We start from the raw sequence: 26,708 nt of genomic DNA on the forward strand, positions 1-26,708 counted from the left end.
CCGGCCTCCGCGGCCCGCCGGTGGGCGGCCGCCTCCGCCGCTGCCGCCGACGGTGCGACCGGACGGCGGCCGGCGGACCGAGCCGCCACGCGGCCCGACCGGGGAGGTCTCGTCGTGGGGAGGCACAGGGCCCCTCTCTCGTTGGGGTCTCGGTGGGCACGCGAACGAGGGCGTCCGTCACCCAGGGTGGCGTCTTCAGCTGTGGCAGCGGGGACGACCCGCGGCGCGGCGGCCCCCAGCTGTCTCAACGACCACGCAGGGCACCGCGTGTTCCGGATGTGACGCGTACTACTCCGTGGCCGCCCGTCGCCGGGTCCGCCGCGGCTGACGCCCGGGATCGGGCTCGGCACCCAGGACGTACGAGCAGTCCAGATGGTTCCACCCGCAGCCGCGGCACACCTGGACCGCGTAGACCGAGAACTCCTCCTGCATCGCGTCCATGCGGGTGAGCTCGGCCTGCGTCTTCGCCTGGCCGGCCGTGGGGCCCAGGTGCTCCCCGTAGACGTAGCTGACCAGGATGAGCCGTTCCTTGCGGCACACCGGACAGGCGATGTCGGTCGCCTCGCCGTGGTACCTGGCCGCCCGGGTGAGGTACGGACTGGCGTCGCACACCTCGAAGAGCCCCGTGCGTCCGGCGTACACGTCGGCGAGGACGGCTCGCCGCTGCAGCGAGTAGTCCACGACGGATCGACGTCCGGGCACGGCGCCAATGTACGCACCGCCGGCGACATCGGAAGGCGTTCGACGACATGGACACCCACCCGAGCTGGTCTCCGGCCCCCGAAAGGACCCCCTCCCCCCTTCCCCCTCGCAGGCTCGGGGCGAGCCTCTGGGACGGGGCCGAGAGCGCGGGGTCCTTGATGTATCGTTCCGATACATCGATCCGCGGGACGACGAGGGAGGGCGACGTGCTCGAGTTCGCCATCCTGGGCCTGCTGCACCAGTCCCCGATGCACGGCTACGAGCTGCGCAAACAGCTCGCACAGGTGCTCGGCGGCCTGCGCAGCATCTCCTACGGCTCGCTGTACCCCGCGCTCAAGCGTCTGCACGCTGCGGGCTACGTCACCACCGACGAGCCCGACAAGCGGGCACCGCTGCCGGCGGACGCACCGCCGCTGACCGGACGGCGCGGGAAGGTGGTCTACACGATCACCGCGGAGGGCAAGGAGCGCTTCCACGAGCTGGTCAGCCAGGCCGGCCCGGAGGCGTACGACGACGGCGGGCTCTTCGGCGTCCGCCTGGCCTTCTTCCGGCACACCGCCGCCGACGTGCGGCTGCGGATCCTCGAGGGCCGCCGCCGCACGGTGGAGCGGCAGCGCGAGGGGCTGCGGGCCTCGCTGAGCCGCACGCGGGAGCGCCTCGACCGCTACACCCTCGAGCTCCAGCGCCACGGCCTGGACTCGGTGGACCGCGAGGTCCGCTGGCTGGCCGAGCTCATCGACCGGGAGCTGACCGAGAGCCAACGGCGTCGAACCGACGGCGCCGCCCCCGGAGATCCGGAAGCGCCTCCCGGAGAGGCGTCACCGCATTCCTGACCACCCGTCCCGATGACCCCTGACGGGAGAGCTCCACGCCCGTCACCACCCCGAGCAGGACCGCCCACGGTCCGCGCCCACCGACCGCACCCGGTCTGCTGAGAAGGAGATCTCCATGGGATCCGTCAAGGTCGCCATCGTCGGCGTCGGCAACTGCGCCGCTTCGCTGGTGCAGGGTGTCCACTACTACCGCGGCGCCGACGAGACCACGTCGGTGCCGGGCCTGATGCACGTGCGCTTCGGCGACTACCACGTCTCCGACGTGGAGTTCGTCGCCGCGTTCGACGTAGACGCCAAGAAGGTCGGCCGCGACCTGTCCGAGGCGATCGTCGCCAGCGAGAACAACACCATCACCATCTGCGACGTCCCGCCGCTGGGCGTCCCGGTGCAGCGCGGCACCACGCTCGACGGGCTCGGCCGGTACTACCGCGAGATGGTCGAGGAGTCCGACGAGCAACCGGTGGACGTCGTCGCGGCACTGCGCGAGGCGCAAGCCGACGTCCTGGTCTGCTACCTGCCGGTCGGCTCGCAGCAGGCCGCGGAGTTCTACGCGCAGTGCGCGATCGACGCCGGGGTCGCCTTCGTCAACGCGCTGCCGGTGTTCATCGCCGGCACGCCGGGGTGGGCGGAGAAGTTCACCGCGGCCGGCGTCCCGATCGTCGGCGACGACATCAAGAGCCAGGTGGGCGCCACCATCACCCACCGGGTGCTGGCCAAGCTGTTCGAGGACCGCGGCGTGCAGCTGGACCGCACGATGCAGCTCAACGTCGGCGGCAACATGGACTTCAAGAACATGCTCGAACGCGAGCGGCTGGAGTCCAAGAAGATCTCCAAGACCCAGTCGGTCACCAGCCAGGTCGGCCGCGACATGGGCGCCGGCAACGTGCACATCGGCCCGTCGGACCACGTCCCGTGGCTGTCGGACCGCAAGTGGGCCTACGTCCGCCTGGAGGGCCGCGCGTTCGGTGACGTCCCGCTGAACCTGGAGTACAAGCTCGAGGTCTGGGACTCCCCGAACTCGGCCGGCATCATCATCGACGCCGTCCGCGCCGCCAAGATCGCCAAGGACCGCGGGATCGGTGGCCCGATCCTCTCCGCGTCGTCCTACTTCATGAAGAGCCCGCCGGTGCAGTACGACGACAGCGAGGCCCGCGACGCCGTGGAGAGGTTCATCCGGGGCGAGATCGAGCGCTGAACGAGGACCCCACTGCGCCCACCCCTCGTAGAAGGACTCACCCCGAGGTCGTCGTCGAAGGACCTCCTTCCCGCGGGCTCGGGGCGGTGCCCTGGAGGTAGACCGGCGCCAGGCCAGGGCCGGGCCTCCGGGGGCCTGCAGGGCCCGCGATCCGCACGGATCGCGGGCCCTGTCGCGTGGCGGGGCACCCGCGTGGGACCCGGTCGACGACCTCCCCCGATGCCTACCCTGGCCGCATGCCCGCGCGCCGCCGTCCGCTGCTCCCTGCCCTGGGGCTGGCGCTCGCGCTGCTCGCCGGCTGCGCCGGCGGTACGGACGACCGGCCGGAGGGCGCACCGGTCACCCAGGAGGAGGCCGGCCTCCTCGCGCGGCTGCTGGTGGCCAACCACGAGGAGGGCGGGGCCGACTTCGTGGTCACCGCCCCGTACGGCGAGGGCACGGTGCTGACCCTCACCGGCGAGGTGGACCTCGCCGACGGGGTCGGACGCGCGCAGGCGGTCACCGCGTACGACGACGGGCGGCCCGACGACATTCGAACGCTGTTCTTCACCGCCGACGAGCTGTGGTTCGGCGACGTCCCCGGTCTGTCCGGCGCGCTGGATGCCGCCGGTCTCCCCGAGGCCTCCTACGTGCGCCGCCCGGTGACGCTGGGGGAGCAGGCGCCGCTGGTCGACGTCCTCACCCGGATGGTGCTCAACCTCTCCGCCGAGGAGGCCGACGCCGCCGGGGCCTTCCGCGACGCGGGCTACACCTGGGAGGGGGACCGCTCGATCGACGGCGAGCTGGCGGCGCTCTACGCCTCGGAGGCGGGCTGGTCGGTCGCGGTCGACCGCTCCACCGACCTGCTCGTCCAGTACCGCACCCCGCTGCCCGGGCAGGAGTTCGACGTCACGGTGACCCTGTCCGACCACGGTCCGCGGGAGATCGCTCTGCCGTCGGAGGAGGAGTCCGTGGACGGGGCGGCGCACCCGGAGGTGGCGGCGACCGTCGGCCTGTAGGGAAAGGACCCCCTCCTCCCCACCGCGCGCAAGCTCGCGGCGGGCCCCTGGAGGGGGCCGAGTGGCGGGGGGCAGAGGGTCCCTTCCACCTGCAGGAGGGCGGCCGTCCCGGCCCGACCCCTCGCCGTAGAAGGACCCTCTCCCGAGCCCTTCGCAAGCTCGGGGCACGCCAGGAGAGGGCCAGGGACCCGGGACGGGGCCGGGACATGCGGAAGGGGGCGGCCTCTTCCCCAGACCGCCCCCTTCCATCCCCGTTCCTACCAGATGCCGGGCTCCCGTGCACCCGGGACTCGCGTCAGTTGGCGGTCGGGTCGGCCGGCGCGGTCGACAGGACCGCCAGGCGGCCGGTCTGCCGGCCCATCACCCGGCGCCAGAGCTCCGGGCCGGCCAGCGCGCTCAGCACGTCGTCCGGGCTGCCGGGCACGCAGGCCCAGGCCCCCTCGGCGAGCTCCCCGACCAGCTGGCCCGGTGACCAGCCCGCGTAGCCGGCGAAGACCCGCAACCCGCGGACCTGGCCGGCCAGGGCGTCGGGGTCGGCGTCCAGGTCGACCAGGTGGACGTCGCCGGCGACGCGCCGCAGGCCGCAGTCGTCGCCCGGCGTCCCGCAGACGGCCAGGCACAGGGCCGTGTCGGTCTCGCAGGGGCCGCCCACGTGGAACACCCCGGGGTCGACGGCGAGGTCGCACCAGCCCGGCAGCACGTCGCGGATCTCCACCTGGCTCGGCCGGCCCAGGACCACGCCCAGCGTGCCGCTGTCGTTGTGGTCGAGCACGAAGACGACCGTGCCGGCGAAGGTCGGGTCGGTCAGGCTCGGCATGGCCACGAGCAGCGACCCGGTGCGGACGTCGTCCAGGCAGCCGATCGAGAGCACGGGAACCGCGTCCGGACGACGGCGGCCCGTCGCGGGCCGGGCCGGCGGCCCCGACTCGGGATCGGGCGAGGACGGGGGAGTCATCGATCCCAGTGTGCCCCAACCGCGGGCCCCTCGGCGGCGGAGGCCGCGTCCGCCACGGGGGGATGCGCGGCCCGTCGTCCACCGTGCGACGCCGGGCGGCCACCGTAGGGTGACCGGGTGCGGCAGGCCGGGACGACCGTGCGGCACCTCCTGGCGCGCGGCGTCTTCCGCCGGCTCCTGGCCACCCGGCTCTCCGCCCAGTTCGGGGACGGCGTGCTGCAGGCCGCCCTCGCCGGCACGGTGCTGTTCAACCCGCAGCGGGCGGCCGACCCGGTCGACGTCGCCGCCGGGTTCGCCGTCCTGCTGCTGCCGTACTCACTGGTGGGTCCCTTCGCCGGCGTCTGGCTGGACCGGTGGAGCCGGCGTCAGGTGCTCGTGCACGCCGACCTCCTGCGCGCCGGCCTGGTCGCCGTCCTCGCCCTGCTCGTGGCGGGTGGCGTGGCGGGGGCGCCGTTCCTGCTCACCGGGCTGGCGCTGTTCTCGCTGGCGCGGTTCGTGCTCTCGGCGCTCTCCGCGGCCCTGCCGCACACGACCGACGCACTGGTGCCGGCGAACGCGCTGTCGACGACGTCCGGGGCGGTGGCGACCGTGGCCGGCGGAGCGGTCGCCGTCGGGCTGCAGCAGGCCGGCGGTGTGGCGGGGGACGCCGGCTACGCGCTGATGACGCTGGGCGCGGCGGCGCCGTACCTGCTGGCCGCCGCGCTGGCCGCCCGGTTCGCCCGCGGCGCGCTCGGCCCGGACGAGGAGAGCCGGGCCGGGCGGGTGCCCGCGGCGGCGGTGGTCGCCGGGATGGTGGCGGGGGCCCAGCACGTGTGGGCCCGGCCGGCCGCGGTGGGAGCGCTGGCCGTCGTCACCGTGCACCGGCTGTGCTTCGGACTGGTCACCCTCATGACGCTGCTGCTCTTCCGCACCACCTTCTCGACCGATCAGGGATTCGTGCCCGGCGGGCTGGCGGGGCTGGGCGTCGCGGTCGCCGCGGGGGCCGTCGGCGCGCTGGTGGCGGCCGCGGTGACGCCGGCGGCGGTGCGCCGCCTGGGGACGGCGCGTTGGGTGACGCTGCTGCTGGCCGCCTGCGGTCCGCTGCTGGTGGCGTTCGGCCTGCCGTTCCTGCCGTGGACGGTCGTCGTCGCCGGCATCGTGCTCGGGTTCGTCGGGCAGGGCGTGAAGATCTGCGTGGACGTCACCCTCCAGCAGGTGGTGGACGACGACGTCCGCGGCCGGGTGTTCTCCGTCTACGACATGCTGGTCAACGTCAGCTACGTGGCGGCCCTGCTCGCGGCGGCGTACCTCCTGCCCCCGTCCGGCGTCTCGCCTCCGGCGGTCCTGGCGGTCGGCGCCGTCTACGCCCTCACCGCCCTCTGGTGGAGTCGCTGGAGCGCGGAAACCGTCACCTAGCGACTCCGCAAGAGGGTGTCGATCTCTCGTCCACATGCCGCTTCGTCCGAGCGCAGCCGGCGGACCGGGAACCGCAGGAGCACGATCCCCGCGCCGTGGATCGCGTTCTGCCGGACGAGGTCCTCCGACCAGTCCTCTGCCGAGAGGTGGAAGGCGGCACCGTCGGCCTCCGCCGCGACACCCTGGGCGCGCCACAGGGCGTCGACGAAGAACCGGCCGACCGGGGTGACGACCTCCGCGTTCCACTCCGGTTCCGGTAGGCCGGCGGCCACCACCACCCGCCGCAGGTCCGCTTCCCCGACCGACCGCATGCCGCGACAGGCATCGACCACAGCGGTTCGTAGCCACGCGGTGGCGCTCCGGCCGAGCAGCCGGGTCTCCTCCGCCAGTTGCTCGACACTCGCCATCCCTCGCTGGAGCACGTGGGAGACGACGTGGTCGACCTCGGACCGCCGACGCGCCGTGACGGCCACGTCCACGGCGGCACGAGCGGCTGAGGTCACCGGCAAGTCCGACACCATCCGGACGCCCAGGGGTCGACGGCTCTGGTGGACGACCACGAAGCCGGAGGAGCGCAGATGCCGGCCGTGCGGGACCGACACCTCCACGATCCCTCCTTCCGGGAGCGCGACGTACGTTCCTCGAACCCCGGCGACCCGAAGGGCAGGTGGCAGCTCCTCGACACGGGCACCGAGCACGGCCAGCGCGCTGCGATGGGACAGGCATCCGGTCGGGCCGGCATGACGGACGCCGACCTGCCACCGCTGGCGCTGGGTGAGCGGCCCACCGTGGCCCACGACGACGCCGGGCACGGGCTCCTGCCAACGACCGGAGGCGATGGCCCGTCGGATGCGACCGACGCTGATGCCGCTCTCGGTCAGTCCACGGCGGTGGACGACGGCATCCGGGCGGAGCGATACGCGCTGAGGCACCGGCGCAGGATGTCGCTGCGAGGCCGTCGGCCGCTGGCGCCGTCCACAGGCCCGCCCCTCGCGGAGTCGCTCGATGACGGTTTCCGCACTCCAGCGACTCCGCTAACGGTTGGCCCACCAGGACCGCAGCTCGCGCTCGGCGTCCTCCCGTGACAGCGGACCGCGCTCGAGCCGCAGGTCCTTGAGGTACGCCCACGCCTCGCCGACCTCCCGGCCGGGTGGGATGCCCAGGATCGCCATGATCGCGTTGCCGTCGAGGTCGGGCCGCACCCGCGCGAGGTCCTCGGCCGCGGAGAGCTCGGCGATCCGGCGCTCCAGGGAGTCGTAGGTGGCCGACAGCGCCGCGGCGCGCCGCTCGTTGCGGGTCGTGCAGTCCGAGCGGACCAGCTTGTGCAGCCGCGGCAGCAGGTCGCCGGCGTCGGTGACGTAACGCCGCACGGCCGAGTCGGTCCACTCCCCCCGGCCGTAGCCGTGGAAGCGCAGGTGCAGGAAGGTCAGCCGGGCCACCGCCTCGACGACCTCCTTGGAGTACCGCAGCGCCTGCAGCCGCTTGCGCACCAGCTTCGCCCCGACCACCTCGTGGTGGTGGAAGGACACCCGGCCGCGCGGCTCGTGCCGGCGGGTGGCCGGCTTGCCGACGTCGTGCAGCAGCGCGGCCAGCCGCAGCACCAGGTCCGGCGACTCGGCGTCCGGATCGGCCTTCTCCAGGTCGATCGCCTGGTCGAGCACGGTGAGCGAGTGGGCGTAGACGTCCTTGTGCTGGTGGTGCTCGTCGATCTCCATCCGCAGCGCCGCGAGCTCGGGCAGGACGACGTCGGCCAGGCCGGTCGAGACGAACAGCTCCAGCGCCGCCCGTGGGGAGTCCTGCAGCAGCGTCTTCGACAGCTCCACCTGCACCCGCTCGGGGGTGATCCGCGCCAGCTCGGGGGCCAGCGACGTCATCGCCTCGATCACCTCGTCGGCCGGCGTCAGGCCGAGCTGGGCGACGAACCGGACGGCGCGCAGCATGCGCAGCGGGTCGTCGGCGAAGGAGTCCACCGCGGCGCCCGGCGTCCGCAGCCGGCCGGCGAGCAGGTCGCCCAACCCGCCGTAGGGGTCGGTGACCGTACGGTCGGGCCCCAGCGACACGGCCATCGCGTTGACGGTGAAGTCCCGGCGGGCCAGGTCGTCCTCGAGCGAGTCCCCCCAGGCCACCTCCGGGTTGCGCGACTCCCGGTCGTAGCGGTCGGCGCGGAAGGTGGTGATCTCCAGCCGGACGCCGTCGACCTCGGCTCCCACGGTGCCGAAGGCGATGCCGGTGTTCCACGTGGAACCGGCGAACCCGCGCAGCAGGCCGAGCACCTGATCGGGCCGGGCGTCGGTGGTGACGTCGAGGTCACCGGGCGGGGGAGTCGGGTCATGCGCAGGCGCGCCCGAGCCGGCGGCCAGCAGCGCGTCCCGGACCGAGCCGCCGACGAGGTGTGCCTGGAAACCCGCGGCCGCGAACCGCTCCCCGAGCCGGGTCAACACGGGGGAGACGTCGACGAGCTGCCGCACCGTCTCCTGGACGGCGGGTGGTACCGGACCAGCGACCGGGAGACGACCACCGAGGCCGGTCCGACTCCGCGCCCCGGTCCGCTCCTCGCTCGCCGGCCCTCGCTGCGATGCCCCTCGAGGGACGGCGGTCGTCGGACGGAGCAGCTCACCGGACACGACGATCCAGGGTAGTGGCGCGCCCGGGCGACGCTGGTCCGGCTCCGCGCCCGCGGAAGGACCCCGCTGCCCCCCACCGCTCGCACGCTCGCGGCGGGACCTGCAGCGGGGCCGCTATAGCTCGTTGCTCGCTGCGATGCTCCCGGGGCTGTCGCCGAACGCGCGCTACCCTCCTGGCATGGCTGCGACGGGTGGGCGAGGGCGCCCCGGCCGCCGCCTGCGCCGGGTCGACGAGACCTCCGCCGGAGGCCTGGTGGTCGCCGACGACCCCGTCACGGGGCCGCGCGCCGCCCTCATCGGCCGCACCGACCGCCGCGGTCGACTGCTCTGGTCGCTGCCCAAGGGCCACATCGAGGAGGGCGAGACTCCGGAGGACACCGCCGTCCGGGAGGTCGCCGAGGAGACCGGGATCATCGGCGAGGTCGTCGCCCCGTTGGGCATCATCGACTTCTGGTTCGTCGCCGACGGCCGCCGCGTGCACAAGACCGTGCACCACTTCCTGCTCCGCGCCATCGGAGGAGCCCTGTCCGACGCCGACATCGAGGTCACCGAGGTCGCCTGGGTGCCCCTCGACGAGCTCGCCGCCCGGCTCGCCTACGCCGACGAGCGGGCGCTCGTCGAGCGGGCACCCGCGCTCCTCGCCGACAGCGCGTGAGCTGGTCGGCTGCCGGGCGTGCCGGCGGCCGGTCCGCCGTGCGGGGTCCCGGCCACGACACTGCCCGCCGCCACCGGGGGACGACGGTTCGCGCGGTGCTGGCCGGGCTGCTGACCGCTCCCCTCCTCGCGCTGGCACCCCCCGCCGCTGCGGCACCCGAGGATCCGGCCACCGCCGAGGAGAGCGCCGGCGACCGCCCGGTGCAGGTGGACCTCGGCCTCCTCGAGCCGCGGACGCTCACCCTCGGGGCCACGGTCACCCTCGCCGGCACGCTGACCAACACCGGCTCGGAGACGCTCACCGACCTCGACCTGCGGCTGCAGCGCGGCGAGCTGCTCGACACCCGCGCCGAGCTGCTGGCCACCGACGACGCCCCGGACCCGATGACCGCCGTCACCACGCCGTTCCGCGAGGTGGCCGGAGAACTGCGGCCCGGGGACTCCCTCCCCTTCACCCTCACCACGACCACCGATGAGCTGGGCATCGACCGGGACGGCGTCTACCCGGTGCTGCTCAACCTCAACGGCGCCGGGCCCGACGGCGAGCGTCGCCGGGTCGGTGAGCTGTCGACGTTCCTCGTGCAGCCGCCGGTGCTCCCGGCCACGCCGACCAGCGTCGCCTGGCTGTGGCCGCTGGTCGGGCACACCCACCGCGACGCCTCCGGCGGGTTCGTCGACGACGAGCTGGCCGAGGAGCTGGCCGCCGGCGGCCGCCTGGACCGGGCGCTGGCCACCGTCGAACGACTGCCCGAGACCGTTCCCGCCGAAGGGGGCGAGCCGGTGCCGGCGGTCCCGGTGACCCTGGCGATCGACCCGGCCCTGGTCGAGGAGCTCGCGATCATGGCCGACGGCCCCTACGACGTCGCCGGCGAGGACGACGCGGGGACCGGGACCGAGGAGGCCGCCGCCTTCCTCGACCGGCTGCGCGCCGTCGCCGCCGACCACCCCGTCGTCGCCCTGCCCTACGGCGACGTCGACGCCGACGCCCTCACCGCGACCGGCCTCCCGGGCGTGGTCGCACGCAGCCTGCCGGGCACGCCCGAGGAGGACCCCGACGCTCCGGCCACTCCGCCGACGGGAGCCCCACCGGCATCGGACGCGGCGGCCACCGACGCCGGCATCCTCCGCGAGGTCCTGGGGGTGACGCCGCGCACCGACCTGGCCTGGGCGGTCGGCGGCTCGCTGCGCCCGGACACGCTGCGGACGCTGCAGGACGGGGGCATCGACGAGGTCGTGCTCGCGCCCAGCGGGCTCACCGACGGCTCGGCCGCCCTCGGGCTGGACGGACCCGCCGCGGCCCGGACGACCGTGCCGACGCCGGACGGTGCAGTCAGCGCCCTGGTCGCCGACAGCACGCTGAGCGAACTGGTGGAGGCGGTCGCAGAGACGCCCGGCGGCGCCCGCGTGGCCGAGCAGCGATACCTCGCCGGGCTCGCGCTGCTCACCCTCCAGCCGGGCGGCGCCACCGCCGGCCAGAGCGTGCTGGTGGCCCCGCCGCGGGAGGTCGACGCCGACCCCGCGGGGGTGAGCGCGATGATGGCCGACGCCGCCCAGCTGCCGTGGCTGCGTCCGGTGACGGTGGCGCAGCTCGGCGACGGCCCGGTGGTCGACACCGGGGAGCTCGTCCCCCCGTCCGGACCGGGTGGACTCGAGCCCGGCGGCCTGGCCGACGTCGCCGCCGCGGTGGCCATCCGCAACCAGCTCGCGAGCGCCGTCGTCGGCGACCCCGGCGTGGCGCTGGCGCCCTGGGACGCGGCCATCGCCCGGACCACCTCGGCCGCCTGGCGGGACGACCCGGAGGCGTTCGCCGAGGCCGCCGAGGACCTCCGGGCCACCATGGGGCGGCTGCTCGAGCGGGTCACGCTGCTCTCCCCGGCCGACGGTACGTACAGCCTCGCCTCCAGCGACGCCCCACTCGTGCTCACCGTCCGCAACGACCTCCCCTTCGCCGTCCGCGTGCAGCTGCGGGTCCAGCCCCGCGGGAACGCCCTGGCCGTGGAGGACATCGGCGAGCAGGTCCTCGCCCCCGAACAGCGGACGACGCTCCAGGTCCCCACCGAGGTGCGCCAGTCCGGCCGTTTCACCGTCGTGGCCACGCTGACGACCCCGGACGGCGCCCCGCTCGGGGACCCGGTGCGGCTGCAGGTGAAGAGCACCGCCTACGGGTCGATCTCCCTGATCATCACGATCGGCGCGGCGGCGCTGCTCGGCCTGCTCTTCCTGCGCCGGCTCGCGCTGTACCTGCTGCGCCGACGCCGTGGCACCCCCGAGGGCGGCGACGACGACCTCCCGCCCGGCGGACCGGCACCCGAGGGTGCGGCGGTCCCGCTGCCCCCGACCCGGAGCCCCGTGTGAACGAACGCACGAGCTTCCCGATGAGCACAGCAACCCCGCTCGCAGGGCCGACGAGCGCCGGCGAGGAGAACCCGTGAGCGGCGAGCGACCCGTGGGGCAGCAGCCCCGGCCGCTGCCGCCGGTCCCGCCGTCCGCGGCTCCCCGCCGGCCGGACGGCGGGCGTCCCCCGTCGGGCGAGCGGCCGCGGCGCCAGCCGCCGCCGGTCCCCGGTCCGGGCACCCCGCCGGCGCTGTCGCTGCCCCCACCGCCGTACCCGAAGGCGTCGCCGTCCGGGGTCCGTCCGCTGCCGCCGGTCCCCCCACCGGCGCCGCGCGTCCGGGACCTGCCACCGGTCCCCCCGCCCCGGCGGGCCTCCCGGTGGGTGCCCGGTCCCGACGACACCCAGCTCATCCCGGTGCTGCCGGCGGTGCCGCGGCCGGTCGACGAGACCGAGGAGGAGGTCGAGGCCCGCGAGGGCCGGCCCGGCGCCAGCCGGGGCATCCTGCGCGCCGCCGGGACGATGGCGGTGGCCACCCTGGTCTCCCGCATCACCGGGCTGCTGCGGACGATGGTGCTCACCGCGGCGCTGGGCGTCGGCCTGGTCGGCGACGCCTACACCACCTCGAACACCCTGCCCAACATCGTCTACGAGCTGCTGCTGGGCGGCGTGCTGACCTCGGTGGTGGTGCCGCTGCTCGTCCGTGCCCAGGAGCGGGACGACGACGGCGGCGCCGCCTACGCCCAGCGGCTGGCCACGATCGCGACCGCCGGGCTGGTCGTCGTCACCGGCCTGGCCGTGCTGGCCGCGCCGCTGCTCACCGCGCTGTACGGCCTCGACGAGGACCCCGAGCAGTACCGGCTGGCCACCTGGCTGGCCCGCATCCTGCTCGTGGAGATCGTCTTCTACGGCATCGGCGCGCTGGCCCAGGCGATCCTCAACTCCCGCGGGGTGTTCGGCCCGCCGGCCTGGGCGCCGGTGCTCAACAACGTCGTCGTGATCGCCACCGGACTGCTGTTCCTCGCGGCGAGCGGTCCCGGTGAGCTCACGCCCGTCACCATCACGCCGGGGCAGGTGTGGCTCCTCGGTATCGGGACCACGCTGGGCATCGCCGTCCAGGCGCTCGTGCTGCTGCCGCTGCTGCGCCGGGTCGGCGTCCCGCTGCGCCCGCGCTGGGGGCTCCGGGACACGGGGCTGCGCGAGGCGGGAACGCTCGGCCTCTGGGTGATCGGCTACGTGGCGGTCAGCCAGATCGGCGTCGCCGTGGCGACCCGGATCGCCAACGAGGCCGGGCGGGACGGCGGGCTGGGCTCGCTCGGCTTCGCCAACGCCAGCCTGCTGTTCCAGATGCCGTACGGGATCATCGGCGTCGCGCTGCTCACCGCCCTGGTGCCGCGGATGAGCCGGGCCGCCGCCCGGTCCGACGTCCCCGGCGTGGTGCGCGACCTCTCCCTCGGCACCCGGCTCTCCGCCCTCGGCCTGCTGCCGGTCAGCGCGGCGCTGACCGTGCTCGGCCCGGCCCTGGCGGTCGTGGTCTTCGCCCGCGGCAACACCGGGGTCGAGGAGGCCCGGTCCATCGGCGTCGCGCTCGCCGTCGGCGCGTTCGGGCTGCTGCCGATGGCGGTCACCCTGCTGCAGCTGCGGGCCTTCTACGCGATGAAGGACGCCCGCACCCCCACGCTGGTCCAGCTGGGGATGGTCGGCGTCCGGGTGCCGCTGCTGCTGCTGGTCCCGGTGGTCGTGCCCCCGGAGCACGTGGTGGCCGGGCTGATGCTGGTCACCAGCATCACGTACGTGGCCGGCTGGGTCATCGGGCACGCCGTGCTGCGCCGCCGGCTGGGGACGCCGGAGGACCGCACGACGTTGCCGTCGGTGCTGCGGGTCGCCGCCGTCGCGCTCGTCGCCGGCCTGCTCGGCTGGCTCACCGTGGTGGTGAGCGACGACGCGCTCGGCCCGTCGGTGGCAGGCTCGCTCGCCACCCTGCTGCTGGGTACCGTGGTGATCGGCGTCGCGGCCCTCGCCGGGCTCGTGCTCGCCCGCGTTCCCGAGGTCCAGGAGCCTCTGGCAGCCGTCAGGGCCCGGTTGGGACGCGGATGAGCAGCGCGTCGCCGCCGCCGGGGCAACCCAGCCGCCGGCAGGGAGCGAACAGGGGGCCGGGCGCACCGATGACGTCCGCGATCACCGGGCTCCCCGACCGCTATCGCCCGCTCGACGAGGTCGGCCCCGTCGAGACCACGGCGACCGGGGTCATCCACTGCTGGCGCGCGAAGGACCGGATCCTCAACCGCGACGTCGCCATCCGGGTGCACAGCCCGGGCGGGCCCGCCGCCCGCGGCTGGATCACCCGGGCGCTGACCGCCGGGGGGCTGGCCACCCCGGCGCTGGCGATGGTGTACGACGCCGCCGAGGGCACCGGGGACGTACAGGCGCCCGGCGGCGCCGCCTACGTCGTCAACGAGTGGATCGAGGGGCGCACCCTCGCCGAGCGCCTGGCCGAGGGCCCGATGCCCGAGCGCGAGGCGCGGACCGTGCTGCGCCGCCTGGCCGAGGGCGTCGCCGCGGCGCACCGGGTGGGCCTGGCCGTCGGCGGGCTCACCCCCGAGGCCGTCGTCCTGCGGCCCAACGGGCTCGTCGGGCTGCGCTCGGTGCCCGCCGCCAGCGGCACCATCCAGGGCGACGTCGCGGCCCTCGGTGAGCTGCTCGAGCACTGCCTCACCGGCCGGCGACCCGGGGCCGCGCCGGCGGGGCAGGAGGCGGGGATGCCGCCCGACCTGGCGGCGCTGGTCCGCCGGGCCCGCTCCACCGAACCGGGCGCCGGGCTGTCCAGCGTGGCCGCCATGGCGGCGCTGCTGGCCGAGCGCCCCCGCGGCGTCCACTCCTCCGAACCGCTGCGCGCGCCCGACGAGTCCGACAGCGGATGGCTGCGCCGGCTGCGGGAGCGCCGCGAGGAGGACCGCGGGGACGTGGCCGTCGACCCCGCGCCGACCCGGGACGCCTCCGGCCAGTCCCCGCCACGGCCGCCGGGCGCCCCGGGCCGCCCGCCGGTCCCCGGCCGGCACCGCGACGACGAGGAGGACCTGCTCCCCCTGTCGGCCGGCCTCGGCCCGGAGGACGACGACCTCGACGCCGGCCCGTACCTGCGCGACGACGATGAGGACCCCGGGCCGGCGGGTCGGCGGCGGTTGGTCGTCGTCGGGCTTCCCCTGCTCGCGCTGGTCGTGGTGATCGTGCTCGCCTGGTACGTGGGCAACAACCTGCTGTCGGTGGCCGACGACATCACCGGGGAGCAGTCCCAGGCGCCGAGCGCACCCTCGACCAGCGCGCCCGCCCCGGAGGAGACTGCTCCACCCGGCGACAGCCCGGCCCCCACCATCACCGGCGCCACCGTCTTCGACCCGTTCGGCGACGGCGAGCCGGAGAACACCGACGAGATCCCGCTGTCCTTCGACGGCGATCCGGCCACCGCCTGGTCGACGCTGACCTACCGGGGGTCGCCGGCGTTCGGGAACCTCAAGGACGGCGTCGGCGTCGTCTACGACCTCGGCTCGGAGCAGGCGCTGGCCGGGGTCGACCTCGCCAGCACCACCCCCGGCGCCACCGTCGAGATCCGCGTCGGCGACCAGCCCGACGGCGACCTCGACTCCTACGAGGTCGTCGCCAGCGGCGAGCTGGGGGCCTCGACCGACCTGGCCTTCGACGAGCCGGTGACCACCCGGTACGTGCTGGTGTGGCTCACCGGTCTGGTTCCCTCCGGGAACGGCTTCGCCGCCGACGTCGCCGAGGTGACCCTCACGCCGGCGAGCTGAGGAGAGGCCCTGCCCCCGGCCACTCGTGGAAGGACCCCGTCCTCCCCGTGAAGGACCCCTCGCCCCCCACCACTCGCAGGCTCGCGGCGGGACCCTGCAAGGAGGCCGTCAAGGCTCGGGGCGGGGCCCGGGACGGGGCCGGCGGTGCCCTGGGGGAGGCCGACGCCAGGAGAGGGCCGGGACCGTGCAGGAGGGCCGGTGGGGAATGCAGCACCTACGATCCTGGTTGTGCCGCCCGTGACGACAGACCACCCGACCCCCGGCCCCGCGGTGACGACGGAGCACGCAGACCCTGCGATCCCGCCGGCCGAGCACGACGGCGTCCGTGACCTGATCGTCATCGGGTCGGGCCCGGCCGGGTACACCGCCGCCATCTACGCCGCGCGCGCCAACCTCCACCCCCTGGTGTTCGAGGGCTCGCAGTTCGGCGGCGCCCTGATGACCACGACCGAGGTCGAGAACTTCCCCGGCTTCGCCGAGGGCGTCCAGGGCCCGCAGCTCATGGACGACATGCGCACGCAGGCCGAGCGCTTCGGCGCCGAACTGGCCGCCCGCGACGTCACCGAGGTCGACCTCACCGCCGAGCCGAAGGTCGTCAAGGTCGGCGACGAGGTGCACCGCGCGCACGCGGTCATCGTCGCCACCGGCTCGAAGTACCGGTACCTCGGCCTGGAGAACGAGGAGCGCCTGCTCGGCCGCGGCGTCTCCGCCTGTGCCACCTGCGACGGCTTCTTCTTCCGCGACCAGGACATCGTCGTGGTCGGCGGCGGCGACTCGGCGATGGAGGAGGCCACCTTCCTCACCCGCTTCGCCAGGACCGTCACCGTCGTCCACCGGCGCCACGAGCTGCGCGCCTCCAAGATCATGCAGCAGCGCGCGCAGGGGAACGAGAAGATCCGCTGGGAACTGGGCAAGCAGGTCACCGACGTCCTGGGGGACAGCACGGTGAACGGCGTCCAGCTGACCGACGTCGAGTCCGGCGCCACCGAGACCGTTCCGGTCTCCGGCATGTTCGTGGCGATCGGGCACGACCCGCGCAGCGAGCTCTTCGCCGGTCAGCTCAAGCTCGACGACGAGGGCTACATCCAGGTGGAGCACCCCACCACCCGGACCAACATCGAGGGAGTCTTCGCCTGCGGCGACGTGGTCGACCACATCTACCGCCAGGCGATCACCTCGGCCGGCACCGGCGCCGCGGCGGCCATCGACGCCGAGCGCTGGCTGGCGGTCGCCTTCGGCGAGCGCTAGGCCACCCTGCAGGGTCCCGCCGCGAGCTCGCGAGCGGTGAGGGGCAGGGGCAGGGAGGTTCTTCCGCGGGCATACATCCACTTCCCGTCCGGTTGCAGCCGGCGGACACCGACAGACCGAGAGGGAGAACGACCATGGCAGGCAACACCGTGACGGTCACCGACGCGACCTTCGCCGACGACGTCCTGGGCAGTGACAAGCCCGTCCTCGTCGACTTCTGGGCCGAGTGGTGCGGGCCGTGCAAAATGGTCGCCCCGGTCCTCGAGGAGATCGCCGCCGAGCACGGTGACAAGCTGACGATCGCCAAGCTGAACATCGACGAGAACCCGCAGATCGCCCGCGACTACCAGGTCATGTCGATCCCGACCATGACGGTCTTCCAGGGTGGCAAGCCGGTGAAGAGCATCATCGGCGCCAAGCCGAAGGGCGCGATCCTCTCGGACCTCGCCGACTACATCTGATCGGCGGCGGCACCGCCCACCATCGAGGGTCTCCCGGGCCAGTGGCCGGGGAGGCCCTCACCCGTCCGGGGCCCCACCGGGCCGGGACGGCGCCCGGGGACGACAATCGACCCACGATGGGAACCGACAGCCGCATGCAGCCCCTGGGCCCGGGGGACCGCGGTCCCGCCGTGGCCGACGTGCACGCCGCCCTGCGCACCCTGGGCCTCCTCCCCGCAGGAAGTGGTGCGGAGGAGGCGTCGCTGGACCAGGCGGCCTACGACCCGGCCACCGAGCTCGCCGTCCGCCACTTCCAGCAGGTCCGCGGGCTGACCGTCGACGGCCGCGTCGGCGAGGAGACCTACCGCGCCCTGTCCGAGGCCCGCTGGTCGCTCGGCGACCGGCTGCTGCACCACGACCCGGTACGGCCCATACGCGGGGACGACGTCACGAACCTGCAGGACCGGCTGCACGAGCTCGGCTACGACGCCGGCCCGGTCGACGGCGTCTTCGGCCCCGAGACCGAGGTCGGCCTGCGGGCGTTCCAGCGCGACTACGGCCTGACCTCCGACGGCACGTGCGGGCCGGCCACCCTCCGCGCACTGCGCCAGCTCGGCCGCAAGGTCACCGGCGGGCGGCCGCAGCTGCTGCGCCAGAGCGCCAGCTTCGTCGAGAGCGGACCGCACCTGATCGGCCGGCGGATCGTCGTCGACCCCGGCCACGGCGGCGCCGACACCGGCTTCACCGCCGGGGAGACCACCGAGGCCGACCTGGTGCTCGACCTGGCCTCGCGCATCGAGGGGCGGCTCGCCGCCGCCGGCGCCACCGTGTACCTGACCCGCGGCCGTGACCAGGACCCCAGCCCGGCCGAGCGGACGGCGTTCGCCAACGACGCGCGCGCCGACCTGTTCCTCTCCCTGCACACCGACGCGCACCGCTCCGAGCACGCCCGCGGGGTGGCCAGCTTCTACTACGGCACCGGCTCGGGCTCCTCCTCCACGGTCGGCGAGCAGTTCGCCAACCTGGTGCGCCGTGAGGTGGTCGCCCGCACCGGCCTGCTCGACCTGGGCTCGCACCCCAAGACCTGGGACCTGCTGCGGACGACCCGGATGCCGGCCGTCCGGATGGACTGCGGCTACCTGTCCCACCCGGTCGACCGGCTGCTGCTCCTCGACGCCCGGCTGCGCAGCACGGTCGCCAGCGCCGTCCTGGCCGCCGTCCAGCGGCTGTTCCTGCCCGCCGAGGCCGACCCGCCCACCGGCACCTTCGTGCTCCCCGGGAGAAGATGAGCGAGCCGTCCGGCGAGGGCGGCGATCTCGTCGGGAAGTGACGACGAGAGTGACTCGTGGGGTGGGACGGGTCCGTCCCACCCGCCGTGTCCGGGCGAGCTCGCTCATCCCGCTCCCTACACTCGGTGTGTGGCCGATCTCCCGCCCGGGCTGCCCCCGGGTCCTGGTGTGCACCACCCGGCGCCGCGCCATCCGCGGCTGGACCCGCTGGCCGACCGGTACGCAGCACGCACCCACGGGATGAAGACGTCGGAGATCCGCGCGCTGTTCTCCGTCGTCAGCCGGCCCGAGGTCGTCTCGCTCGCCGGCGGCATGCCCGCCGTCACGGCCCTGCCGCTGGACGCGGTCGGCTCGATGATCGGCGAGCTGGTCTCCGGCATGGGCGCCCAGACCCTGCAGTACGGCTCCGGCCAGGGCGACCCCCGGCTGCGCGAGCGCATCTGCGACGTCATGGCGCTGGAGGGCATCACCGACGCCTCGCCCAGCGAGGTCGTCGTCACCGTCGGCTCCCAGCAGGGGCTGGACCTGGTCACCCGCGTCTTCTGCGACCCGGGGGACGTCGTCCTCGCCGAGGGACCCTCCTACGTCGGCGCGCTCGGTGTCTTCCAGGCGGCCGAGGCGCGCGTCGAGCACGTCCCGATGGACGACGACGGGCTGATCCCCGAGGCGCTGGAGCAGGCGCTGATCGAGTGCAGAGCCGCCGGCGACCGGGTGAAGTTCCTCTACACGGTGCCGAACTACCACAACCCGGCCGGCGTGACCCTCTCGGAGCCGCGCCGTCAGGCGGTCATGGAGATCGCCGAGCGGTACGACCTGCTCGTCATCGAGGACAACCCCTACGGCCTGCTGGGCTTCGACCGCGAGCCGATGCGTGCGCTGCGCGCCCGGGACGACCGCCGGGTGATCTACCTGGGCTCGTTCTCCAAGACCTTCTCGCCGGGCCTGCGGGTGGGCTGGGTGCTCGCCCCGCTCGCCGTCCGCGAGAAGCTCGTGCTGGCCACCGAGGCGCAGGTGCTCTGCCCACCTTCGCTCACCCAGTACGCCGTCGCCCGGTACCTCGACACCCAGCCGTGGCGGGAGCAGATCAAGCACTTCGTCGAGCTGTACCGGGAGCGCCGGGACGCCACCCTGGAGTCGCTCCAGGCGCTCATGCCCGCGGGCACCACCTGGACGAAGCCGGACGGCGGCTTCTACGTGTGGCTCAAGCTGCCGCACGGCCTGGACGCCAAGCTCATGCAGCCCCGCGCGGTCAACGCGCACGTGGCCTACGTGCCCGGTATCGGCTTCTACGCCGACGGGTCGGGGCGCGAGCACATGCGGCTGTCCTACTGCTACCCCGAGCCGGACCAGATCCGCGAGGGCGTGCGCCGGCTGGCCCGCGTCGTCGAGGCCGAGCTGGACCTGCACTCCACCTTCGACGGCGTGGACACCGGCAGCTTCCGTGCCGTGTCCGGCTCGCAGCCGGGCATCGTCGGCCCGGCCAACAGCGACCGATTCGAGGACCGTCCATGAGCGAGCCCGCACCCGCACCCGCACCCGCCCCCGCCGTCGAGCCGGAGCCGCCGGCGCACCCGCTGCGTGCCGTCGTCCTCGCCGGCGGCCTGAACGTCGAGCGGGAGGTCAGCCTCTCCTCGGGCACCCAGGTGGCCGAGGAGCTCGCCCGCGCCGGCGTGGAGGCCGAGCTGCGCGACGCCGATGCCGAGCTGCTGCCCGGCCTGGCCGCCGCGCCGGCCGACGCGGTCTTCATCGCCCTGCACGGCGCCACCGGTGAGGACGGCGCGCTGCGGGCGGTGCTCGACCTGGCCGGCGTCCACTACGTCGGCTCCCCGGCCGCGGCCTGCCGGCTGGCGTGGGACAAGCCGGCCGCGAAGTCCGTCGTCCGCTCGGCCGGGGTGGCCACGCCGGACTGGGTGGCCCTGCCGCACAGCACCTTCCGGGAGCTCGGCGCCGGCGCGGTGCTGGACCTGATCGTCGCCCGCCTCGGCCTGCCGCTCATGGTCAAGCCGGCCTCGGGCGGCTCCGCGCTGGGCGTGCAGAAGGTCAGCCGGGTCGAGGACCTGCCGGCCGCGATGGTCGGCTGCTTCGCCTACGGCGACACCGTCATGGTGGAGCGCTTCGTCGACGGGGTGGAGCTCGCCCTGTCGGTCGTCGACCTCGGCGACGGCCCGGAGGCGCTGCCCGCCGTGGAGATCGCCCCGGAGTCGGGCGTCTTCGACTACACCTCCCGCTACACCCCCGGCCTCACCGAGTACCACGCCCCGGCCCGGGTGTCGGCCGAGGTGGCGGAGCGGGCCGCCGAGATAGCCGTCCACGTGCACCGGGTGCTCGGCCTCGCCGACCTCTCCCGCACCGACGCCATCGTGACCCCGGACGGCGAGGTGCACTTCCTCGAGGTGAACGTCTCACCGGGGCTCACCGAGACGTCGATGTTCCCCATGGCGGTCGAGGCGTCCGGCTCCTCGCTGGGCGACGTCCTCGCCCGGCTGCTGACCCGGCGGGCGAGCACTCTGCGCTGAGAGCAGCGGTGGTCGCTCAGCGCGCGGAATCGGCGTGCTGGGTGAGGTTCCTGCCCAGCGTCGGGCGCAGGTCTCTGTGGACGAGGTCTTCCGGGTGTGGCCGTCGCAGAACCCCCGGACGACCGTCCTCCCCCTGGGAAGGGCAGGCCCGGTCGAGTTCATGGTGCGGAGGGGTCTTCCGAGGACGAGCCGCGCCGACGATGGAACCGTCGGACCACAGGCGGTCCGACCGACCGGAGGCCCGATTCCGTCCGTGACGGAACCGGGCCTTCGTGCAGGTCAGTCCTCTGGCCGCCGACCGGTGATGTCGGGAGCCATCTGCCCGATGATGCGCTGCAGGTCGTCGACCGAGCCGAACTCGACGACGATCCGTCCCTTGGCGCGGCCGATCTGGATCTTCACCTTGGTCTCGAAGGCGTCGGACAGCCGACCGGCGAGGTCCTCGACGCCGGGCGCGGTGATCCGGCGGGGCCGCCGCTTGGCTGCCGGCTCCTCGGCGACGGCCAGGGCGACCGCCTCCTCGGTGGCGCGCACCGACATCCCCTCGGCGACGATGCGCGCAGCCAGCGCCTCCTGCTTCTCGGCGTCGGGCAGACCGAGCAGCGCGCGGGCGTGTCCGGCGGAGATGACGCCGGCGGCGACGCGGGTCTGCACCTTCACCGGCAGCTTGAGCAGCCGGATCGTGTTCGTGACCTGCGAGCGACTGCGGCCGATCCGGTTGGCCAGCTCCTCGTGGGTGGCGCCGAACTCCTCGAGCAGCTGCTGGTATGCGGCCGCCTCCTCCAGCGGGTTGAGCTGGACGCGGTGGATGTTCTCCAGCAGGGCGTCGCGCAGCAGGGCGTCGTCGGTGGTGTCCCGGATGATCGCGGGCACCGATTCCAGCTCGGCGGCGCGGGCGGCGCGCAGCCGGCGCTCGCCCATAATGAGCTCGTAGCCGCCGTCCCCACGCTCGCGCACGACGACCGGCTGCAGCAGGCCGAACTCGCGGACGGAGTGGGTGAGCTCCTCCAGCGCCTCGTCGTCGAAGACCTGGCGGGGCTGCCTGGGGTTGGGGACGACGTCGGCCACGGCCACCTCGCGCAGCTGCGCGCCGGGAACGCCGACGGCCGCCACACCTACTGTCGACGCGGCCTGCGCGGCCACCGTCGCGGCCGCCTGCGCGGCCGGCGGGAGCAGGTGGACCGGGGGAGTGACGGGCGGCTCGACCGCGCCCGGGGACGGGGCGATGCCCGTCGCGGCGGTGTCGTCGTCGGTGCCGGGCCGCGCGGGCCGCTCCTCCGTCGGGGCGCTGGTGGGGATCAGCGCCGCCAGCCCCCGGCCCAGACCGCCACGCTTGCTCATGATCGCTCCTCAGCAGACGGGGGGACGGGGACGGTCCCCCCGTCGGTGTCGGGGAACGCCGCACGCAGGGGCGCGGCGACGGGGGTGCCGGGCGTCGGCCGCGACGGCAGCGGGGGGAGTGTGACGCCGCGCTGCGCCAGCTCGCGGGCGGCCTCCACGTAGCTCGTGGAGCCGCGCGAGCCGGGGTCGTAGGTCACCACCGACTGGCCGTAGCCGGGTGCTTCCGAGACTCGAACGTTCCGTGGGATGACCGTGTCCAGCACCAGGCTGCCGAAATGCTTGCGAACCTCCTCGGCCACCTGGTCGGCGAGCTTCGTCCGCCCGTCGTACATGGTCAGCAGGATCGTCCGGACGGCGATGCCCGGGTTGAGGTGCCGGCGGACGAGGTCGATGTTGTTGAGCAGCTGGCCCAGACCCTCGAGCGCGTAGTACTCGCACTGGATGGGGATGAGCACCTCGTCGCCGGCCACGAGCGCGTTAAGCGTGAGCAACCCCAGCGATGGCGGACAGTCGACGAGCACGTAGTGCGGCCGCCGCTCGGGCGGCAGCTCCTGCAGGTAGGTCTCGATCGCCCGGCGCAGCCGGTACTCGCGGGCGACGACGGAGACCAGCTCGATCTCCGCGCCGGCCAGGTCGATGGTCGCCGGCACGCACGAGAGCAGCGGCGTCGCCGTCGTCGGGTGCACGACCTCCGCGAGCGAGCTGTCGCCGACCAGGGCGTCGTAGACCGACGGCGTCCCGACGCTGTGGTCGACGCCGAGCGCCGTGCTCGTGTTGCCCTGCGGGTCCAGGTCGACGACCAGCGTCCGCAGCCCGTACAGCGCGAGAGCGACCCCGAGGTTGACCGACGAGGTCGTCTTGCCGACGCCGCCCTTCTGGTTGGCGATGGTGATGACCCGGATGCGGCCCGGCGCAGGGAAGGGCTCCTGGTCGGCAGCGTGCAGGACCCGGGTGGCCCGCAGCGCCTCCATCGCGATGGGGCTGTCGAACTCGACTGCGGGGGTGGCCGACTGGTCGGCGGCGAGACTGCTCCGCAGCCGCTGGCCCGGGTCGGTCATCTGAGGTCCTTCCTGCCGGTCCGTTTCACGTGGAACGGACTCGGGAAGTGGCACGGGTTCCACGTGGAACACGGCTCACCGCGCCCCTCGCGTCATGACCACCACGGTAGTGGCAGCGTTCCCGAGCCCGGCACCGACAGCCCGCGCGTGGACCTCCCGCATCCCCGCCGCCTCGAGCTCGGGGGCGAGGGTGGACAGCTCCTCGACCGCGCGAGCCCCGACCAGCGCGATCAGCTGGGCGCCCGGCCGTAGCAGCCCGCGGCACCAGGACACCAGCCGGGGCAGCGCCGCGACGGCCCGCGCCGTGACGACGTCGACCGGCCCGACCGCGGCGCGCACCGAGCGCTCCTCGGCCCGACCGCGGACCACACGCCATGGGGCGCCGAGCTCGGCGACGACCTCCTCGAGGAACTCCACCCGCCGGGCCATGGGCTCGACCAGGGTGAGCCGGATGTCCGGCCGGGCCAGCGCCAGCGGAATCCCGGGCAGACCCGCGCCACTGCCGACGTCCACGACCCGGGCACCGGGCGGGACGGCGTCGGCGACGGCGGCGCTGTTGAGGACGTGCCGCTCCCACAGTCGGGGCACCTCCCGCGGACCGATCAGCCCGCGGGTGACACCGTCGCCGGCCAGCCGGGCGACGTAGCGCTCGGCGTCGGGCAGCCCCGGCCCGAAGACCGACCGGGCGACCTCCGGGGCCGGTGGGGCGACCGGGGCCCCTGCGTCCGGAGAGGCGCTGTCGCTCACCGCTCCGGCAGCACCACGACGCGCCGGTTGGGCTCCTCGCCCTCGGACTCGCTGTGCACGCCGGAGACCCCGGCGATCACATCGTGGACGACCTTGCGCTCGAAGGGGTTCATCGCCGCGAGCCGCTCCGGCTGCCGGCTCCCGGCGACACGGCGGGCCGTCGCAGCGGCCAGCGAGGTGAGGTCGGCGCGGCGCCGGGCACGGAACCCCCCGATGTCGAGCATCAGCCGGCTGCGGACGCCGGTGGACTGGGCGACGGCGAGCCGGGTGAGTTCCTGCAGCGCCTCCAGCACCGCACCGTCGGAACCGACGAGGTCCTTCAGGTCACCGCCGACGATCGCCACCGAGGCCCGGTCACCCTCCACGTCGAGGTCGATGTCGCCGTCCACGTCGAGGATGTCGAGCAGCCGCTCGAGATAGTCCCCGGCGACGTCGCCCTCGCGGACCAGCAGGTCGTCCCCGCCGTCCTCGTCGGCGTCCTCGTCGGCCGGCTCGACGGCGGCGTCCGCGCCGTCGTCGTCGGTGTCGGGCAGGTCCGGCTGGGCCGCGACGCCGGCGTCACCCGGGACGGGGCTCAGGACCGCGCCGGAGGTGGCCTCGCTGGTGGGGCCGGCCGGATCGGTGGGGTGCTGCGGGGCGCTCATGGCGTGTCCTCCCAGTCGGTGCGGGCATCCGGGGTTCCCCCGGTGGTCGGTGGACGGCGCCGCCCGGCGTCCTCTGCAGAGGGACGCCCGGCGCGCCGGATCAGCGGCGCTTGCGCTTGCCGCGGTTGGCCGGGCCCTGGCTGCCGCGGCCGGCGCCACCGCGCGGACGCCCTCCCGAGGAGCGCGCAGCAGGCGGCTGCCCGTCGGGCCCGGCCGCGGTGGCGCCGGACGGCGCGGCGCCGGCGACCTCGGCGGTCTCGCCGGTCGGGTTGGTCGTGTCGACCGTCGACGCCGGAGCGGCGGTGCGGCCCTGCTTCGGGCGGATCGGCTTCGCGCCCGGCTTGGGTGCGAGGGTCTTCGGGTCCACCGGCGGACGCGGCGGCCCTTCCTTGGCCTTGGCGCCGGGCGAGCCGGGGGGCGGCATCTTGCGGAGGATGAAGAACTGCTGACCCAGCGTCCACAGGTTGTTGGTGAACCAGTAGAGGAGGACGCCGATCGGGAAGAAGAACCCGGAGACGAACAGGCCCAGCGGCATCACGTAGAGCAGCAGCTTCTGCACCATCGCGGCCTGGCCCTCGACCGGTCCGGAACGTCGCATGATCTGCTTCTGCGTGAAGTAGGTCGTGAAGCTCATGACCAGGATGAGCAGGAACGCGACGACGCGGATGTTGGTGTAACCGCCGGTGATCTCGAGGATCGCGTCGGCCTTGGCCCCGCTCATGAAGAACGACGAGGAGATCGGCGCCCCGAAGAACGGCGCCCGCGCCGCCTCCTGGGTGAGCTCGGTCGACCAGGTGTAGAGGCCCTGGGCGTCGGGAGACAGCCGCCGCAGCACGTGGAACAGCGCGAAGAAGACCGGGATCTGCGGCAGGATCGGCAGGCAACCGGCCAGCGGGTTGACCCCGCGCTCCTTCTGGAGCGCCATCATGGCCTGGCTGAGGCCCTGCCGGTCGCTGCCGTACTGCTTGCGCAGCCGCTGGATCTCCGGCTGCAGCTCCTGCATCGCCCGCTGCGACTTGACCTGCTTGACGAACAGCGGGAAAAGGATGATCCGGACGGTGACGACGAGGAAGACGATCGACAGCGCCCAGGCCAGGCCGGACAGCCCGGTCCCGGCCGCGGGGTCGTCGAAGACGAGGCTCCACAGCGCGTGCCACCGCGCCAGCACCCACGAGATGGCGATGTAGAACCAGTCAAGCAAGGGAGGACTCCTCCTGCGGGGCCCGGCGGGGTGCCGACGGGACGGGTCGGTCGGTTCCGGGTGAGAACGTGCGGGCCGCCGGCACCGGGTCGAAGCCCCCAGGGTGCCAGGGTGCGCACTTGAGCAGCCGGCGCAGCGCCAGCCAGCTGCCCCGCCCCGCGCCGTGGACGGCGATCGCCTCGGCGGCGTAGGCACTGCAGGTGGGCGCGAAGCGGCACCGCGGGGGGAGGGCCGGGCTGACCGCCCGCATGTAGAAGCCCACGACGGCCAGCAGGGCCCGGGCCACCGGACGCCGCCCACCACGTGCGGCGGGGCGGCCGTGGCCGTGACTGCCCGGGTCGGTGGTCACGGGGTGCGGGTCCGGGGAGCGAGGACCCGGTCGAGCCCGGCGGCGAGGTCGCGGCGCAGGTCCGCCGAGCTGGCGGTGGCCGCCTCCGGGCGGGCGCGGACCACCATGTCCGCCGTCGACGGCAGGCGGTGCAGCTGGTCGAGGGCGACCGCGCGGAGCCGCCGGGTCACCCGGTGCCGCACCACGGAGTTGCCCACGGCCTTGCCCACCACGAAGCCGGCCCGTGGACCGCCGGCCGTCCCGGCGTCGCCGGGGGTCGGGGTCACGGGCCGTTCGGGGAGATAGTGGAGGACCATGGTCGGCCGCCCGGCACGCCGACCGGACCGGACGACCGCGGTGAACTCCGGACGCCGGCGCAGGCGTGCCTGCGCGGGCAGCACC

At 74.5% G+C, this 26,708-nt stretch carries 24 protein-coding genes; 13 read left to right on the forward strand and 11 right to left on the reverse strand.

Annotated elements, in window-relative coordinates:
* Positions 1-288 precede the first annotated feature (288 nt).
* Positions 289-702: a DUF5318 family protein gene (locus E4P41_RS08185; RefSeq protein ID WP_209307597.1), complete on the reverse strand. Its 414-nt coding sequence runs from the start codon at positions 700-702 to the stop codon at positions 289-291.
* 206 nt (positions 703-908) lie between these two features.
* Here E4P41_RS08185 and E4P41_RS08190 point away from each other — a divergent pair, with 206 nt between their 5' ends.
* From E4P41_RS08190 to E4P41_RS08200, 3 genes are all read left to right on the forward strand, one after another.
* Positions 909-1,535: a PadR family transcriptional regulator gene (locus E4P41_RS08190; protein WP_135140431.1), complete on the forward strand. Its 627-nt coding sequence runs from the start codon at positions 909-911 to the stop codon at positions 1,533-1,535.
* A gap of 115 nt (positions 1,536-1,650) precedes the next feature.
* Complete coding sequence (locus E4P41_RS08195; RefSeq protein WP_135140433.1) at positions 1,651-2,730, forward strand: inositol-3-phosphate synthase; 1,080 nt, start codon at positions 1,651-1,653, stop codon at positions 2,728-2,730.
* Between the two features lie 236 nt (positions 2,731-2,966).
* Positions 2,967-3,728 (forward strand): hypothetical protein, encoded by a 762-nt coding sequence (locus tag E4P41_RS08200; RefSeq protein ID WP_135140435.1) that lies wholly within the window; start codon positions 2,967-2,969, stop codon positions 3,726-3,728.
* A 295-nt stretch (positions 3,729-4,023) separates the two neighbouring features.
* Here the strand turns inward: E4P41_RS08200 and E4P41_RS08205 are convergent, their stop codons facing one another.
* Complete coding sequence (locus E4P41_RS08205) at positions 4,024-4,683, reverse strand: YqgE/AlgH family protein (RefSeq protein WP_245177188.1); 660 nt, start codon at positions 4,681-4,683, stop codon at positions 4,024-4,026.
* Positions 4,684-4,800: 117 nt separating this feature from the next.
* On the opposite strand from E4P41_RS08205, the gene E4P41_RS08210 reads away from it, so the two are divergent.
* The gene (locus E4P41_RS08210; RefSeq protein ID WP_135140437.1) at positions 4,801-6,078 is read left to right on the forward strand and encodes an MFS transporter; all 1,278 of its coding nucleotides are present in this window, start codon (positions 4,801-4,803) and stop codon (positions 6,076-6,078) included.
* On the opposite strand, the gene E4P41_RS08215 is transcribed toward E4P41_RS08210, so the two are convergent.
* Together E4P41_RS08215 and E4P41_RS08220 are read right to left on the reverse strand one after the other, a co-directional pair.
* A complete protein-coding gene (locus E4P41_RS08215; protein ID WP_135140439.1) occupies positions 6,075-6,686 on the reverse strand; it encodes a hypothetical protein in 612 nt (203 codons plus the stop codon). The two genes, E4P41_RS08210 and E4P41_RS08215, sit on opposite strands and share 4 nt — an antisense overlap.
* A 426-nt stretch (positions 6,687-7,112) precedes the next feature.
* A complete protein-coding gene (locus tag E4P41_RS08220) occupies positions 7,113-8,546 on the reverse strand; it encodes a CCA tRNA nucleotidyltransferase (protein WP_135140440.1) in 1,434 nt (477 codons plus the stop codon).
* Between the two features lie 334 nt (positions 8,547-8,880).
* Here E4P41_RS08220 and E4P41_RS08225 point away from each other — a divergent pair, with 334 nt between their 5' ends.
* The 9 genes from E4P41_RS08225 (at position 8,881) to E4P41_RS08265 (ending at position 20,987) form a co-directional block, all read left to right on the forward strand.
* Entirely contained in the window at positions 8,881-9,357 is a 477-nt protein-coding gene (locus E4P41_RS08225) for an NUDIX hydrolase (protein WP_135140442.1), read from the forward strand.
* Between the two features lie 38 nt (positions 9,358-9,395).
* Positions 9,396-11,711: a DUF6049 family protein gene (locus tag E4P41_RS21990; RefSeq protein ID WP_280659823.1), complete on the forward strand. Its 2,316-nt coding sequence runs from the start codon at positions 9,396-9,398 to the stop codon at positions 11,709-11,711.
* A 73-nt stretch (positions 11,712-11,784) separates the two neighbouring features.
* A complete protein-coding gene (murJ, locus tag E4P41_RS08235; RefSeq protein WP_135140444.1) occupies positions 11,785-13,785 on the forward strand; it encodes a murein biosynthesis integral membrane protein MurJ in 2,001 nt (666 codons plus the stop codon).
* A gap of 68 nt (positions 13,786-13,853) precedes the next feature.
* The gene (locus E4P41_RS08240) at positions 13,854-15,494 is read left to right on the forward strand and encodes a protein kinase family protein (protein ID WP_135140446.1); all 1,641 of its coding nucleotides are present in this window, start codon (positions 13,854-13,856) and stop codon (positions 15,492-15,494) included.
* Positions 15,495-15,764: 270 nt separating this feature from the next.
* Entirely contained in the window at positions 15,765-16,742 is a 978-nt protein-coding gene (gene trxB, locus E4P41_RS08245; protein WP_135140487.1) for a thioredoxin-disulfide reductase, read from the forward strand.
* A gap of 134 nt (positions 16,743-16,876) precedes the next feature.
* Positions 16,877-17,203: a thioredoxin gene (gene trxA, locus E4P41_RS08250; protein ID WP_091220964.1), complete on the forward strand. Its 327-nt coding sequence runs from the start codon at positions 16,877-16,879 to the stop codon at positions 17,201-17,203.
* Between the two features lie 116 nt (positions 17,204-17,319).
* The gene (locus tag E4P41_RS08255; protein WP_245177190.1) at positions 17,320-18,471 is read left to right on the forward strand and encodes an N-acetylmuramoyl-L-alanine amidase; all 1,152 of its coding nucleotides are present in this window, start codon (positions 17,320-17,322) and stop codon (positions 18,469-18,471) included.
* Between the two features lie 168 nt (positions 18,472-18,639).
* Complete coding sequence (locus E4P41_RS08260; protein ID WP_135140490.1) at positions 18,640-19,983, forward strand: PLP-dependent aminotransferase family protein; 1,344 nt, start codon at positions 18,640-18,642, stop codon at positions 19,981-19,983.
* On the forward strand, positions 19,980-20,987 hold the full coding sequence (locus E4P41_RS08265) for a D-alanine--D-alanine ligase (RefSeq protein WP_135140448.1): 1,008 nt from the start codon (positions 19,980-19,982) through the stop codon (positions 20,985-20,987). The genes E4P41_RS08260 and E4P41_RS08265 overlap by 4 nt, the downstream gene beginning before the upstream one ends.
* A gap of 279 nt (positions 20,988-21,266) precedes the next feature.
* On the opposite strand, the gene E4P41_RS08270 is transcribed toward E4P41_RS08265, so the two are convergent.
* The 7 genes from E4P41_RS08270 to rnpA form a co-directional block, all read right to left on the reverse strand.
* Positions 21,267-22,328 (reverse strand): ParB/RepB/Spo0J family partition protein, encoded by a 1,062-nt coding sequence (locus tag E4P41_RS08270; protein ID WP_209307598.1) that lies wholly within the window; start codon positions 22,326-22,328, stop codon positions 21,267-21,269.
* Complete coding sequence (locus E4P41_RS08275; RefSeq protein ID WP_135140452.1) at positions 22,325-23,386, reverse strand: ParA family protein; 1,062 nt, start codon at positions 23,384-23,386, stop codon at positions 22,325-22,327. Before E4P41_RS08275 ends, E4P41_RS08270 begins: the two co-directional genes overlap by 4 nt.
* Before the next feature lie 75 nt (positions 23,387-23,461).
* Entirely contained in the window at positions 23,462-24,133 is a 672-nt protein-coding gene (rsmG, locus tag E4P41_RS08280; protein WP_135140454.1) for a 16S rRNA (guanine(527)-N(7))-methyltransferase RsmG, read from the reverse strand.
* A complete protein-coding gene (locus E4P41_RS08285; protein WP_135140456.1) occupies positions 24,130-24,777 on the reverse strand; it encodes a protein jag in 648 nt (215 codons plus the stop codon). The genes rsmG and E4P41_RS08285 overlap by 4 nt, the downstream gene beginning before the upstream one ends.
* A 100-nt stretch (positions 24,778-24,877) precedes the next feature.
* Positions 24,878-25,978: a membrane protein insertase YidC gene (gene yidC / locus E4P41_RS08290; RefSeq protein ID WP_135140457.1), complete on the reverse strand. Its 1,101-nt coding sequence runs from the start codon at positions 25,976-25,978 to the stop codon at positions 24,878-24,880.
* The gene (gene yidD / locus E4P41_RS08295; RefSeq protein ID WP_167760977.1) at positions 25,971-26,327 is read right to left on the reverse strand and encodes a membrane protein insertion efficiency factor YidD; all 357 of its coding nucleotides are present in this window, start codon (positions 26,325-26,327) and stop codon (positions 25,971-25,973) included. The genes yidC and yidD overlap by 8 nt, the downstream gene beginning before the upstream one ends.
* Complete coding sequence (gene rnpA / locus E4P41_RS08300) at positions 26,324-26,707, reverse strand: ribonuclease P protein component (RefSeq protein ID WP_135140459.1); 384 nt, start codon at positions 26,705-26,707, stop codon at positions 26,324-26,326. The genes yidD and rnpA overlap by 4 nt, the downstream gene beginning before the upstream one ends.
* Position 26,708 lies beyond the last annotated feature (1 nt).

It is taken from the genome of Geodermatophilus sp. DF01-2, from assembly GCF_004571065.1.
Taxonomy (GTDB): Bacteria; Actinomycetota; Actinomycetes; order Mycobacteriales; family Geodermatophilaceae; genus Geodermatophilus.

Bases quoted from the DNA above. Each gene is read 5' to 3' on its own strand.
- E4P41_RS08285 (WP_135140456.1), bottom strand. From the start codon at position 24,777: ATGAGCGCCCCGCAGCACCCCACCGATCCGGCCGGCCCCACCAGCGAG.
- E4P41_RS08255 (WP_245177190.1), top strand. From the start codon at position 17,320: ATGGGAACCGACAGCCGCATGCAGCCCCTGGGCCCGGGGGACCGCGGT.
- E4P41_RS08195 (WP_135140433.1), top strand. From the start codon at position 1,651: ATGGGATCCGTCAAGGTCGCCATCGTCGGCGTCGGCAACTGCGCCGCT.
- E4P41_RS08265 (WP_135140448.1), top strand. From the start codon at position 19,980: ATGAGCGAGCCCGCACCCGCACCCGCACCCGCCCCCGCCGTCGAGCCG.
- E4P41_RS08200 (WP_135140435.1), top strand. From the start codon at position 2,967: ATGCCCGCGCGCCGCCGTCCGCTGCTCCCTGCCCTGGGGCTGGCGCTC.
- E4P41_RS08240 (WP_135140446.1), top strand. From the start codon at position 13,854: ATGACGTCCGCGATCACCGGGCTCCCCGACCGCTATCGCCCGCTCGAC.
- trxA (WP_091220964.1), top strand. From the start codon at position 16,877: ATGGCAGGCAACACCGTGACGGTCACCGACGCGACCTTCGCCGACGAC.
- E4P41_RS08205 (WP_245177188.1), bottom strand. From the start codon at position 4,683: ATGACTCCCCCGTCCTCGCCCGATCCCGAGTCGGGGCCGCCGGCCCGG.
- E4P41_RS08275 (WP_135140452.1), bottom strand. From the start codon at position 23,386: ATGACCGACCCGGGCCAGCGGCTGCGGAGCAGTCTCGCCGCCGACCAG.
- E4P41_RS08225 (WP_135140442.1), top strand. From the start codon at position 8,881: ATGGCTGCGACGGGTGGGCGAGGGCGCCCCGGCCGCCGCCTGCGCCGG.
- E4P41_RS08270 (WP_209307598.1), bottom strand. From the start codon at position 22,328: ATGAGCAAGCGTGGCGGTCTGGGCCGGGGGCTGGCGGCGCTGATCCCC.